The sequence below is a fragment of the Sphingobacterium sp. IITKGP-BTPF85 genome (genome assembly GCF_001006065.1).
Lineage (GTDB): Bacteria > Bacteroidota > Bacteroidia > Sphingobacteriales > Sphingobacteriaceae > Sphingobacterium > Sphingobacterium anhuiense.
Genome location: NZ_ASZT02000144.1, coordinates 1 through 13,117 on the forward strand (window position 1 = coordinate 1; position 13,117 = coordinate 13,117).

The following is a 13,117-nucleotide window of genomic DNA, read 5'->3' on the forward strand; positions in this document are numbered from 1 at the left end:
AATTATATAATTCAAGCCTTTTTTTCTAGAGTCTGTTCTACCTATCTGAGGTCTACAATTTCATAACCGCTGTATTTGCTTTTGTTAAAGCTAAATAAACTGTTGTCCAGATTCTTATTAGGAACCTGACTCTTAATCGTGTAACTGTATTGACCACCGTTTTTATCATAGATAGTCGCATCATATATCAGTTTTGTTGCTCTATTGATGCGGAGTTTTATCTTAGAATAGTTCTTTTTGCTATCAGTTGGTGTTAAATGAACGACATTTAAAAGTGTGTTTCCAGCTTTTTCATTTGCAACCAAGTTATATTTAAATCCGGTTTTATAAAAGCTAAAAATATTACTAGGATCTATTGCATCTGTGCTATTCTCTATTGCTGCAATCTGAACTTCTTTTTCTTCTTTCAAAATAGTATATAAGCTCTTTGCATCTGATATCATTTCCTGACTATTCATCGTAATATGATATCTATTGTTTTTCTTATCTAAATAGAGTGTCCCTGCGTCGGTGTAGGCCGATTTATTTGAACCCTGAATTGCTGAAAATGAAAAGTTCGCTTGTACCGTTTGATAACTATCATACTTTTTACTGACTTCTGTCAATATTTTTTTGCAGCAGCATCTTGTTGTGCCAGTGCTGGAGTTGCGACTGCTAAGGTTATAAAACCTAGCATGATGCCCATTGTTTTTTTCATCTTTTAATCCTTCCTTAATGTTTCTAAAAACTGTTCTAAAGAATATTCATCGGGATAGAGTACTTCACGGGCCTTGCTTCCTTCAAAAGGACCAACGATTCCTGCGGACTCTAACTGATCAATTATTCTCCCAGCTCTATTGTACCCCAGCTTTAATTTACGCTGGATGAGTGAGGTTGACCCCTGTTGATGCATAACAATTAGGCGTGCAGCTTCTTCAAATAATTGATCTCTGTCTGAGAAATCAAAATCTGTAGAACCTGAACCATCGCCACTTTCATCAACATATTCAGGTAGCATAAATGCGGATGGATATCCACGTTGACCTCCGATAAAGTCAGAAATCATTTCGACTTCTGGAGTATCTACAAATGCACATTGAATACGAATCAAGTCACTACCTGTTGATAAAAGCATATCTCCACGACCAATTAATTGATCTGCACCTCCCGAATCTAAAATAGTACGTGAATCTACTTTAGATAATACGCGGAATGCCAAACGTGCCGGGAAATTGGCTTTAATCGTACCTGTAATGATATTGACTGAAGGACGTTGGGTGGCAATTACCAAGTGAATACCTACCGCACGTGCCAATTGTGCTAAACGTGCAATCGGTGTTTCAACTTCTTTACCAGCTGTCATCATCAGATCGGCAAACTCATCTACAATAAGAACTATAAAGGGTAAGAATCGATGACCCTCCTCAGGGTTTAATCTGCGATTGACAAATTTTGCATTATATTCTTTCAAATTACGTACTTGTCCATTTTTTAGCAAGTCATAACGTTGATCCATTTCAATGCAAAGGGAGTTTAATGTGTTGATAACCTTCTTTGTATCTGTGATAATAGCATCTTCTTCTCCCGGTAATTTCGCGAGAAAGTGTCGCTCTATTTTTTTGAATAAAGAAAGCTCTACTTTTTTGGATCGACCAATACAAACTTTAATTCTGCAGGATGTTTCTTGTACAGTAGCGATGTTAAGATCGCATTGATACCTACGGATTTACCTTGTCCTGTAGCACCGGCTACCAGTAAGTGGGGCATTTTCGCTAAATCGGCAATATAAACTTCATTCGAAATTGTCTTCCCTAAGGCGATTGGCAAGTCCATATCCGTCTTTTGGAATTTTTCTGTTGCAATAATTGATTTCATGGAAACCATTTCAGGATTGCTATTAGGGACCTCGATACCAATAGTTCCTTTTCCCGGCATCGGAGCAATAATACGGATACCTAAAGCCGCTAAACTCAGTGCAATATCGTCTTCTAGATTTTTGATTTTTGAAATACGTACTCCAGGTTTAGGAATGATTTCATATAATGTTACCGTAGGACCGATTGTAGCTTGATATGTTCAATCTCAATATTATAATTACGTAAGGTATCAACAATTCTATTTTTGTTGGCCTCCAGCTCTTGCTGGTTGATCGTGATTTTTCCAGTTCCATAATCTTTTAATAGATCTAAGGTTGGATGTTGATATCCTGATAAATCTAATTTAGGATCATACTGACCGAATTGTGCAACTAGATCATTAGCCGTAATCGTCTTTTCTTCTTTAGGTGATTCTACTTCTAATTCATGACTTTGTACCGGCTTTTCTTCTACAATAGGATCTATTTGAAGAGGTTCGTCTACCGTAAATGAAACGGTATTTTCATTCATTATATTCGTATCCTCATCCGTTGGAGTTGGTTCTTCGATTTCGAATGGGATGAGCACTTTGTTCTCAGGTTTTATTTCCGAAACAGGTAAAATGATTTCTTTATGAGGAGGAGTGAATTCTTCATTTAATTGAATATCAACATTTCTACTCGATTGAAATTTGTCATTCAGACTAGGTGCAGGTGTATAGGTTTCCCTTCTATTGATTAATGGTTCAGATACTGATGGTTCTGCTGTACGGATGGAGTTTGTGTAGTTTGTTTCTTCTTCTTCCGTATCAAAATTTTCATCTTCCTCATCTTGTTTTTTACGCGAGTCGAAAATACTAAATTTTAGATCTAGGTTGTATACCAGTATCAATGTCGTCAAATAGGCAAAGATTAAGATTCCGGCAACACCAACTGTTCCAATTTGAGCTTCTAATAATTTATTAGTCCAGAAACCAAACTTACCTTCTAAGATGTGAGGCACTTTTGTAATGAAGCTATGCAAGAAACCTAATGTAACAGATATAAATACGATCGCGATAAAAGAGTATATAATGGTACGGTAAACTGGTAATATTGATTTTTTGTACAATAATTTATACCCGATTACAAAGAAAACCAGTACAAAGAGGAAGGACGCAATGCCAAACCAATTGTAAATAAATTGGTTTGCAAATAATGCACCATATTTTCCCAATCTATTTTGTACTACAGGTAGTTCTACATCGGGATTATCAATTTCTTCCGCTGTATTCATCACTACGCCCCAACCACCATTATTGGTTGCAATATAGCTTTGATCTTCAGACCACGTGAATAAATATGAAACAAAAGCTATCCCCAATAATATCGCACATAGTATCAGGAAAGCCCCTAAAATTTTAATTAATTTTTGTTGCAGTTCTGATAAGTCTCTAGCGGGAGCTTCTTCTTTATTTTCTACTTTCTTATTATTGGGAGCTTCTTTTTTTGACTCCTTTTAAATGATGTATTAGCGCTAGATGGTCTAAATGTATTTCCTTTATTTGACATGAATTTTCACAGTTATCCTTCATACAAACTTAAGTATTTAGGAGGAAATTTAATTGGCTTACTAAACCTTTTATTTTTTCTTGTAGCATTTTGTTTCTAACATACGTTTTTTAATGAGACGATCGTTGAATTTTGTTGTAAATAAAAAATGAAAATGAAAAAAGCATTATTTTTTGGAATCAGTATAATGGTTTTTATGCTGACATTAAATTCATGTAATAAGCTGGATGATGATTACGCTTATGTGGAAATCTCGGCTGTGTCTGCTGTGAATGCTGTACCTGGATCTGAAGGATTAGATATTGGTCTCGACCAGAATAAATTGAATAATAACTGGGAGGGTGTTTTCTCCTTTAATCGCGTTTTGAGTTATAAAAATGCATATCCTGGTAGTAGACTCGTGCGGGTATTTGATCCGAAATCAACTCCTGGAGATACAGCCCTAGTGAGTAAAAAAGTAGATTTTACTCCAGGTAAATTTACAGCCTCTATGTGATCGGTAAAGATAAAGTTGATGTATTAGCTACTGAAGATGATTTTGGAACTTTGAAAACAGGATATGCAAAATTTAGATTTATGAATTTGAGTCCTGAAGCATCTAAGTTGACGCTTACATTAAATGATGTTGATAGTTTAGCTGTTAAAGATAAAGCTTATAAAGAATTGGCCCCTTTTAAGAATATTAAAATTGCTGATGTATATAAACTGAAAATAAATGGTGTTGGTATGACTGAATTTTTAGGAGATTTTAAACCTGAAGATAAGGAAGTTTATACCATTTATGCCGCAGGTTTGAAGTCAAGTAGCGATGCCAATAAAAAATATAGCTTCCAAATTGTTAAGCATAAATAAGTAGAAGATCTGGTTATAATTGTGGTTGATTATAATAACTAAGCCTGTTCTGAAAAGAACAGGCTTTTTTATCTCTGTACTGTATTTAATCGAATTGGAAGTACGTATTTAACATTGACAGGTATACCTCTTTGTCGTCCTGGTTCCCATTTTTTCATCTTTTTAGCGACTCTCAGTCCTGCTTCTCCGGTTCCATAACCGAGATCTCTTTTAAGTTTGAAATCGCGGGGTTCTCCACTTTTATCGATAACGAATTCGATCTCTACGATACCATTTACACCAGCATGTAATGCTTGCATAGGGTAATCATAATTTCGCCCAATATACTGCATCAATGTGTTAATACCTCCTGGATAGGTGGGTTCTTTCCAGCCCGTAATTGAATCATAAGGTGTTCTATTTCCTATTGAATCTGTTGTGATGCCTGAAATCAGTTTACCTTCTGTGAAAGTTTCTGTAAAGGTATATCGCTTTCCATTAAAGTGCCCCTTCCAATCACCTTGTTTTTTGTGATTGACATAGTTACCTTCTTCGTAGCTATAGGAGTTATCTGATACAGCGAAACCATTGCCATCTTTTAGCAGGATCTTTCCTGTTGAATCTGCGTAGGCTAAATAAAGCGGTTCTTCAATTTTATATTTACCTTTTTTGTCGATGGTAAAGGGATAATATAGAATGGATTTTATTTTACCGTTTTGATGATAGTAGAATGCCGTATCAATTTGATGTGAATCATGGGAGAACATCTCTTCCGATTTGAGATTTCCATTTTCAAACAGTTCATATTTCTTACCTTTAAATTTTGTTCCAAAAAAGTCGCTTACTTTGCCCTGTAGCTTTAAACCATTATTAGAAAGATAAAACTCTTCTGCTATTGTATCTTTTACATTTTCATCTGGGAAGGTAACAATTTTAACGTAATATGCTTTATCAAGCTCCTTTGTTATGCTTCCGTATTTCGTATATAGCGTTTGAAAGTTTACTTGTGCATAACTAAACGTAAACGTTATAAGATACAGCAGGCTTATTAATGCGATTTTTCTCATCTAACTTAATGTCTGTTTGAATATGTAATTTTTTTAAAGTGTAAAGATAGTAAAAGTTCATAAAATAAAAATGACCGATCAAGTCGGTCATTTATTTTATGTAATTAAAAAAGTTTATTCAGCTATAATTAAATAGTAGTTTTTCTTTCCTCTTTGTGCAATGATATATTTATTATTAATCAAGTGAGATGCATTGATTACTTGTTCAATATCTGTTGCTTTTTCGCGGTTGATTGACACACCACCACCTTGTAGCATTTTACGCGCTTCACCTTTAGAAGGGAATACCTGTGTGTTGACTGCTAGTAGATCTAATATGTTAATACCACTGCTCAAAGTTTCTGGTGAAACATTGAATTGCGGAATACCTTCGAATACATCTAAAATAGCTTCATGATCTAATCCATTTAAGAATTCAAGCGTACCGTTGCCGAATAAGAAATCAGAAGTCTTAATTGCTGTTTCATATGCTTCTTCCGAGTGTGTACGGATAGTAATGTCTTTTGCTAAGGCTTTTTGTACTGCTCTTGTATGTGGAGCTGCATCGTGCTCAGCAATGATCGTATCAAGTTCTTCTTTAGATTTTAAAGTAAAGATCTTAATCCAATTTTTAGCATCATCGTCCGAAGTATTTAACCAGAACTGGTAATATTTGTATGGTGATGTTTTTTTAGGATCTAACCATACTGCTCCGGATTCAGTTTTACCAAATTTTTGACCATCAGCTTTTTTAATTAACTGTGTTGTGATAGCAAAAGCAGTCCCTTGATCTTGGCGACGGATAAATTCTGTACCCGTTACGATATTTCCCCACTGATCTGAACCTCCCATTTGTACTTTACAGTTGTGATGTTTCCATAGATAATAGAAGTCATATCCTTGAATCAATTGGTACGAGAATTCTGTAAACGAAAGGCCGTTTTCACCTTCCAAACGTTTTTTTACAGAATCTTTAGACATCATATAGTTAACAGTAATTAATTTACCAACATCACGAATAAAATCTAAAAATTTGAAATCTTTAAACCAGTCGTAATTGTTAACCATTTTGGCATCATTTTCACCTTCTCCAAATGCAAGGAATTTACCTAACTGAGTTTTCAAACAATTCACATTGTGATTTAATGTGTGTTCGTCCAATAAGTTACGTTCTGCAGATTTGAATGAAGGGTCTCCAATCATTCCTGTTGCACCACCAACCAAAGCAACAGGCTTGTGTCCTGCGTTTTGGAAGTGTATCAACGTCATGATTTGTGTCAAGTGACCTACGTGTAAAGAGTCTCCTGTTGGATCAAAACCAATATAACCAGATACCTTTTCTTCATTTAGTAAGTCCTCAGTTCCGGGCATAATGTCTTGAAGCATGCCTCTCCAGCGTAATTCTTCTACAAAGCTCATTGTGTAAAATGGGTTAAAAATTTTTAATATAAGCCACAAATATAAGAGATTAAGCTGTATATTGAGTGAATATTTCTCGTTAAATGACTACGGTAGGTATAAAAATGCTGTTATGAATTTTTTATCACACTTTTATTTTGAACGTTTTGCAACGACTCCTGAAAGGGTTGTTGGTAGCTTATTACCTGATCTATTGAAAAATGCGGATAAGGCTTTTATCCTCAAACCCAATAATTTTGAAGATCAGATAGGAGCCAAGCCGTTACAATCTGAATTACTTAAGGGGTGGAATGGGCATATTGAAGTTGACCGTCTTTTCCACAATTCGGATTACTTTTTCCACCATACACATGAGATCAAAGAATCTGTCAAGAATGAATTGATCGGACTTCCGATTAGGCCTTCTTTTTTTGCGCATATCGCACTGGAACTGTTATTAGACCATCTTTTAATTGAACATAAAGCTGTTTCTATTGCTAAGTTTTATACCGCTCTTGAGCGGGTAGACCGTAACTCTTTACGATTTTTTCTAGTTACTAGTGAACTAAAGGATGTCGCGAAGTTTGATGCTTTTTTTGATAGATTTATTGCCTCTCAATACATTTATGAATATACGGATCTGATACAGGTTACCCGTGCGTTATTTCAGATTTGCAAACGTTTATGGTCTTTTGATGTTCATGAAGATCAAGTTTTGTCGTTAAGCAGTAAATTGAGCCTTTATGTAAAAGAAAATATGAAGGATTTTCATGACATCTATCAATATATTCATTATGAATGATAGATTTTGAATAGTATTTGTCATGCATTACTATTATCCGTATTATTTTTTTTATTTTCGTAGCAAATTACTTAACATATTAACATAAACTACATGTTTAAAAGACTTTTTCGTAAGAAAAGTGTTGATCAGATTATCTACGACTCGCAACATGGTGAGGGTTCAGGACTTGCAAAGGTACTCGGAGTAAGAGATTTGGTTTCACTAGGTATTGCGGCTATTGTCGGTGCGGGAATTTTCAGCACAATCGGCCTAGCAAGCTATGAAGGGGGACCTGCGGTTTCACTTCTATTTATTTTTACAGCTTTTGCCTGTGTTTTTACGGCTTTGTCTTATGCTCAGTTTGCCAGTACAGTTCCAGTTTCGGGAAGTGCTTATACTTATGCATATGTTGCCTTTGGGGAATTATTTGCTTGGATTATCGGGTGGGCTTTAGTTTTGGAATATGCTGTTTCTAACACCGTAATTGCAATTTCCTGGTCTCAGTATTTTGCTTCGATGCTGGAAGGGTTTGGGATACATATACCCGCTTGGTTATCGATGGCTCCTGGCTATGCATTGGACGCATCACAAAAGCTTGCTGAGCACGGTGCAAATGCGTTGACGGCAGCAGATAAGCATGGATTAGAAGCTTATTTAAGCGCTCCGCGAATCGGAGGAGTACCAATCATCTTTGATCTCCCTGCAGGTATTATTACTGTACTAGTAACTGCTTTAGTCTATATTGGGATTAAAGAATCACAACGTGCTAGTGCGATCATGGTTATGATCAAAGTCGGGATTATATTGGCTGTAATTTTTGGGGGTATCTTTTATGTGAAACCGGAAAACTGGACACCTTTTGCTCCAAACGGAATGCACGGTGTTATGGGAAGTGTTGCGGCTGTGTTTTTTGCTTTTATTGGTTTTGATTCGATTTCAACGACTGCAGAGGAATGTAAGAACCCGCAACGTGATTTACCTAAAGCTATGATCTGGTGTTTGGTAATCTGTACGGTCTTATATGTCGCTATAACCCTCGTATTAACGGGTATGGTTAATTACACGGAGTTGAATGTAAAAGACCCTTTAGCTTTTGTGTTTAAGTATGTTGGGTTTGATTATATGGCTGGTGTTATATCGGTTACTTCTGTAATTGCGATTACAAGTGCATTATTGGTGTACCAATTGGCGCAACCGAGAATCTGGATGACGATGAGCCGGGATGGGCTGATGTCTAAACGCTTTGCACGTATACATCCTAAATATAGAACCCCTTCTTATGCAACTATAGTAACAGGTATCGTTGTGGGAGTTCCATCATTGTTTTTTAAGATGGATTTTTTGTCGATTTAACAAGTGTAGGTACTTTCTTTGCCTTTATTATGGTATGTGCGGGTGTTCTTTATATGGATTATTCTGGATTATCTGAAAAGTCAAAATTTAGAGTTCCTTATGTAAATGGTAAATATTTAGTTGGTCTAGGCTTACTGGGGGCGATTGTTTTGATGTGGATTTATGGACAGGCAATCCTATCAGAATGGAAGAACCTGACTTTTATGGAGATAATCGAACATAAGGTGTTGATCATCATTTTTGGTTAACCTGGTTAGGACTTAGCATTTATAGTTTTAAAATGAATTTCTCTTTATTGCCGGTAACTGGTATTTTGATTAATCTTTATTTAATGACAGAACTGGGAGCGAGTAACTGGATTATCTTTATTATTTGGCTTATTGGTGGATTAGTTATCTATTTCCTTTATGGATATAAGCACTCGAAATTAAATAAAGAAAGTATTTCTTAACGTGCATCATGCTACTAGATATAAAAATAGCTCTAAACATTGTTTAGAGCTATTTTTATATCTGCTAGAATCTCCAGAGAAGGATTCTACCAACTTTATTTCCCTGTTCCATTCGGATGACTTCCATTTCGGTTACATTCAGCTTTTTAAGCTTGTGTTGTAAACCTCTGATATCTTCGCGGTGAGCTACCAATGTCGAAAACCATTTTACTTGATCTTTATAAAATTGGCTTTCAAAAATCATTCGTCCGATAAAAGCTTTTTCGCCACCATCGCACCACAGTTCGCTTCCTTGACCTGCAAAACTTTGAACGATATTTTCTTGCTCAGCGGGCTTTAAACTTTTTATTTTGCGGTCTGCTTGTGCCAATGCTTCTAATTGAGAGGAAAAGAATGGTGGGTTACAGATCACCATATCATATTTTTCATCTTCGAGAATGATATCCTTGAAGATAGCTTTGGGGTTATTCTGTAATCTAATCTGCACATTGTTTTTAAGTTCTGGATTTAACCGAACGATTTCAATGGCATTTTTGTACGCTTTCTTTACAATTTCTGAACCTACAAATGACCAACCGTATTCGTGATGACCGACAATTGGGTAGATACAATTTGCGCCAACTCCGATATCAAGGATTTTAACTTGTTTTCCTTTTGGAATTTCATTGTTGTTGCCTTTCGCTAATATGTCAGCAACGTAATGAATGTAGTCTGCCCGCCCTGGAATAGGAGGGCAAAGGTTCTCTTTAGGAATATCCCAATATTGAATGTTATAGTATTGCTGAAGCAATGCTTTATTTAAATGTCTTACTGCTTCTGGATTTGTAAAATCTATTGTTTTTGTTCTGTAATCGTTAACGAAAATGAATGGTTTGAGTTCAGGAACGACTTTGATTAATTTCGCAAAATCGTATGCATCAAGATGTTTATTTCTAGGGTGAAGTTTTTTTTGGGGAGTTGTTGCTGTTCCTGCCATAATGTTGTATTTGATGCAAAAATAAGCTTTTATTTTAAGAGATTGCTGAAATAAAAAATAGCTGTTGGTAAATGCCCAATAAAAAAGCCTCCAAGCTGTGTTTAACTTCTTGGAGGCTTATGGTATAAACAGGATACTATCAGTTGTTTTTCCGCTTTAAATCTATGGTTGTTGTTTGCGGTAAACTTAGTGGTACGCGTTCTATAGTTACAAAACTAGCATCTAAACCAAATCCTTTTTCTTCGGATAGACTTAATTTTTTAAGATAACCATATATCTCCATGATAATACGTTCGGACCAACTTAATTGATTTCCTTTTGAGAGTACTTTTTCTAATACAACAAATTTAAAATCTCCTGGGATTTTGTGTTTCTTTAAAGTGTCGTACTGGCTGGTAATATCAATTTCACCTTTTTGCACCATATCTTCCACTACTTTGCGGAATAGCACTGATACGTTGCTCTTCCCTAAAGCCTAGTTTGAAATCAATACGAATTAGTTTTCCAGGAATTAATTGATCGATTGTATACTCACGTGTGTGGGGATGATCCATAACATCAACGTGAACCAACCAGTACACGTCGGCACGTTTTGGTTTTTTATTTAATATCGAATAAATTATTTTGGATTCAATTTCTGATTTGAAGTTTGCACTTGTTAGATACACTAAATGTGAAGCGTATGGAGGTACAGACTTGTCTTCGCTCAATTCTGAAATGATCGGATAGTACTTATCGATATTGATGAAGTTAACAAATCTGTTTTTAATACGTCTGGCACTCCACCAAGCGTACATTATGAGAAATAGAAGCGATGCTAATAATAATGTAAGCCATCCTCCATGCGCAATTTTTACACCATTTCCGACTAGAAACATCAATTCTAATATTAAATAGAAGCCTGTAAATAATGCAATGAAATATTTATTGACTTTTTTAGCTGCAAGAAAGAAAGTCATCAAAATTGTTGTCGTTAAGAATGTCAAGTTGATGGCCAAACCATAGGCGGCTTCCATATTACTTGATTCTCCAAAAATTTTAATGATCAGCATACATCCAGCCCACAAAATTAGATTGATGGAAGGAACATATAATTGGCCTTTATGATCACTTGGATAGCGAATAGCAACCTTCGGCCATATATTTAAGCGTACAGCTTCCGAAATAAGGGTATATGACCCTGAGATCATGGCTTGACTGGCGATTACTGCAGCCATGGTTGCAATCGCAATACCGTAACCAAGAAACCAATGTGGCATGATGGCATAAAAAGGATTATTTTCTCCTAGTACTTTGCCTTCTTGTGTCAATAACCAAGCACCTTGACCAAAGTAGTTCAATACGAGTGTTAGTTTTACGAAAATCCAGCTGATGCGGATGTTTCCTTTACCACAATGTCCCATATCTGAATAGAGAGCTTCTGCTCCTGTTGTACATAGGAATACAGCACCAATGATGAAAAGGGCATTCGGATATGCTATGAGTAGTTTAATAGCATAATAAGGATTAAGCGCCTTTAATACTTCATATTCAAGATGAATATTACTAATACCTAATACTCCGATGGTGGAAAACCAAACGAACATCAGTGGACCAAAGATTTTACCAACTACCGATGTTCCAAAGCGTTGGATAGCAAATAATAAGGTAATAATTGTTACCACAATTGGAATTGTTGGTAGACCCGGATACTTAATGTCTAATCCTTCAATCGCCGAAGAGATGGTGATGGCAGGTGTAATCATACCATCTGCAAGGAGAGTAGCTGCACCGATCATTGCTGGAAAAATCAACCAAGGTGCTCTTTTACGTACCAATGAAAAAAGAGAGAGAATTCCTCCTTCACCTTTGTTGTCTGCCTGAAGGGTAATCAGGACATACTTAACAGTTGTTTGTAAGGTAACTGTCCAGAAGACACATGATAATCCACCCAGAACAAGGTCTTTGTCAACGACACCTTTGTTCATAATGGCTTTGAAAACGTAAAGTGGAGAGGTACCAATATCTCCAAATATGATCCCTAAACTAATTAGTAGACCAGCAAGACTTACTTTTTGTGCGGTACTTTGATGACTAGTCGTCATTTTTTTATTTGATTTAAGTAAAAAAACCTTCATTTTAACACGAATATGAAGGTTCGTTGCAATAGAAAAACTCGTGTCAAATTTTAGCAATTAGTTTGACAACGGCAAATCTTGTTAAAAATTGTTAAATGGCAAATTTTTATTCAATATAAGTTAATAATATCTAAACAAATAACCTACTTTTGTTGTTGATAAATTGATTGGGAAATATTATATTTGATTTAAACTATAACCGATCTAAGAAGTCCTATATACAAATGAAAATTATTATTAAAAAAATAGCTTATTTAGGCCTGCTCTGTGTGATTACGCTGACAGGAAGTTTAGGCTATGCATCTGTATTGCATACTTCGAATTCTACTGAAACGGCCAATAACGATGGACTATCTTATTTGGATAAGGCTGATCATCTGGCTTATTCTATGGGATTAACCGCTAATTCTGATAATACGAAGGAAGTAGATAAGCTGATTAATAATGTTAAAGTTTTTTATAACCCGATTTCAGAACAAATAAGTTTATCATTTAAATTAGGGAAACAAAGTTCAGTTGCGATTAAAGTGATGGACGCACTTGGAAATGAAGTCGTTCAGTTAATGAATGGAAGTTTAGATGCTGGTAATCAAAATCTTTCTTTTGATCCAACTGGTAAACTTAATTCAGGATTTTACTTTATCCGTGTTGTTTCTGGCTCAGAAACTGTTGTAAAGAGATTTTCTGTGCGTAAATAGAAATTAGAATCGGATAAAATATAAAGCTTAAATGATATCATTTAAGCCTTTTTCGTTAATTAGGAATTTCACTTTCTT

General features: G+C 35.5%; 11 protein-coding genes and 2 pseudogenes. 7 read left to right on the plus strand and 6 right to left on the minus strand.

Annotation, left to right across the window (positions count from 1 at the left end; all coding sequences use genetic code 11):
• Positions 1-41: 41 nt before the first annotated feature.
• A complete protein-coding gene (locus L950_RS20680) occupies positions 42-605 on the minus strand; it encodes a LolA family protein (RefSeq protein WP_021190819.1) in 564 nt (187 codons plus the stop codon).
• 95 nt (positions 606-700) lie between these two features.
• Positions 701-3,254: pseudogene (locus L950_RS20685) on the minus strand (DNA translocase FtsK 4TM domain-containing protein).
• Between the two features lie 285 nt (positions 3,255-3,539).
• On the opposite strand from L950_RS20685, the gene L950_RS28100 reads away from it, so the two are divergent.
• Positions 3,540-3,881, plus strand: coding sequence for a DUF4397 domain-containing protein (locus tag L950_RS28100; protein WP_156169786.1), 342 nt, complete (start codon positions 3,540-3,542; stop codon positions 3,879-3,881).
• Positions 3,878-4,237: a hypothetical protein gene (locus L950_RS28105; RefSeq protein ID WP_021190822.1), complete on the plus strand. Its 360-nt coding sequence runs from the start codon at positions 3,878-3,880 to the stop codon at positions 4,235-4,237. The genes L950_RS28100 and L950_RS28105 overlap by 4 nt, the downstream gene beginning before the upstream one ends.
• A gap of 68 nt (positions 4,238-4,305) precedes the next feature.
• On the opposite strand, the gene L950_RS20695 is transcribed toward L950_RS28105, so the two are convergent.
• Together L950_RS20695 and tyrS are read right to left on the minus strand one after the other, a co-directional pair.
• Positions 4,306-5,283, minus strand: coding sequence for an energy transducer TonB (locus tag L950_RS20695; RefSeq protein ID WP_021190823.1), 978 nt, complete (start codon positions 5,281-5,283; stop codon positions 4,306-4,308).
• A gap of 114 nt (positions 5,284-5,397) precedes the next feature.
• Positions 5,398-6,681, minus strand: coding sequence for a tyrosine--tRNA ligase (gene tyrS / locus L950_RS20700; RefSeq protein WP_021190824.1), 1,284 nt, complete (start codon positions 6,679-6,681; stop codon positions 5,398-5,400).
• Between the two features lie 112 nt (positions 6,682-6,793).
• Between tyrS and L950_RS20705 the strand changes: the two genes are divergently transcribed.
• The 4 genes from L950_RS20705 (at position 6,794) to L950_RS36830 (ending at position 9,248) form a co-directional block, all read left to right on the plus strand.
• Complete coding sequence (locus tag L950_RS20705) at positions 6,794-7,462, plus strand: hypothetical protein (protein WP_031288759.1); 669 nt, start codon at positions 6,794-6,796, stop codon at positions 7,460-7,462.
• Between the two features lie 93 nt (positions 7,463-7,555).
• Positions 7,556-8,797, plus strand: coding sequence for an amino acid permease (locus tag L950_RS20710; RefSeq protein ID WP_316930718.1), 1,242 nt, complete (start codon positions 7,556-7,558; stop codon positions 8,795-8,797).
• 53 nt (positions 8,798-8,850) lie between these two features.
• A complete protein-coding gene (locus tag L950_RS36825) occupies positions 8,851-9,045 on the plus strand; it encodes a hypothetical protein (protein ID WP_316930719.1) in 195 nt (64 codons plus the stop codon).
• Between the two features lie 83 nt (positions 9,046-9,128).
• Positions 9,129-9,248: an amino acid permease C-terminal domain-containing protein gene (locus tag L950_RS36830; protein WP_316930720.1), complete on the plus strand. Its 120-nt coding sequence runs from the start codon at positions 9,129-9,131 to the stop codon at positions 9,246-9,248.
• Between the two features lie 64 nt (positions 9,249-9,312).
• On the opposite strand, the gene rlmF is transcribed toward L950_RS36830, so the two are convergent.
• Entirely contained in the window at positions 9,313-10,224 is a 912-nt protein-coding gene (gene rlmF, locus L950_RS20715; RefSeq protein WP_021190826.1) for a 23S rRNA (adenine(1618)-N(6))-methyltransferase RlmF, read from the minus strand.
• 139 nt (positions 10,225-10,363) lie between these two features.
• Positions 10,364-12,308 (minus strand): annotated as a pseudogene (locus tag L950_RS20720) (KUP/HAK/KT family potassium transporter).
• Between the two features lie 257 nt (positions 12,309-12,565).
• Here L950_RS20720 and L950_RS27165 point away from each other — a divergent pair.
• Positions 12,566-13,039 carry a T9SS type A sorting domain-containing protein gene (locus L950_RS27165; RefSeq protein ID WP_052764493.1) on the plus strand — a complete coding sequence of 158 codons (474 nt, stop codon included), beginning with the start codon at positions 12,566-12,568 and terminating at the stop codon, positions 13,037-13,039.
• Positions 13,040-13,117: the final 78 nt, after the last annotated feature.

Bases quoted from the DNA above. Each gene is read 5' to 3' on its own strand.
- L950_RS28100 (WP_156169786.1), top strand. From the start codon at position 3,540: ATGAAAAAAGCATTATTTTTTGGAATCAGTATAATGGTTTTTATGCTG.
- L950_RS20695 (WP_021190823.1), bottom strand. From the start codon at position 5,283: ATGAGAAAAATCGCATTAATAAGCCTGCTGTATCTTATAACGTTTACG.
- tyrS (WP_021190824.1), bottom strand. From the start codon at position 6,681: ATGAGCTTTGTAGAAGAATTACGCTGGAGAGGCATGCTTCAAGACATT.
- L950_RS20705 (WP_031288759.1), top strand. From the start codon at position 6,794: ATGAATTTTTTATCACACTTTTATTTTGAACGTTTTGCAACGACTCCT.
- L950_RS20710 (WP_316930718.1), top strand. From the start codon at position 7,556: ATGTTTAAAAGACTTTTTCGTAAGAAAAGTGTTGATCAGATTATCTAC.
- L950_RS36825 (WP_316930719.1), top strand. From the start codon at position 8,851: ATGGATTATTCTGGATTATCTGAAAAGTCAAAATTTAGAGTTCCTTAT.
- L950_RS36830 (WP_316930720.1), top strand. From the start codon at position 9,129: ATGACAGAACTGGGAGCGAGTAACTGGATTATCTTTATTATTTGGCTT.
- rlmF (WP_021190826.1), bottom strand. From the start codon at position 10,224: ATGGCAGGAACAGCAACAACTCCCCAAAAAAAACTTCACCCTAGAAAT.
- L950_RS27165 (WP_052764493.1), top strand. From the start codon at position 12,566: ATGAAAATTATTATTAAAAAAATAGCTTATTTAGGCCTGCTCTGTGTG.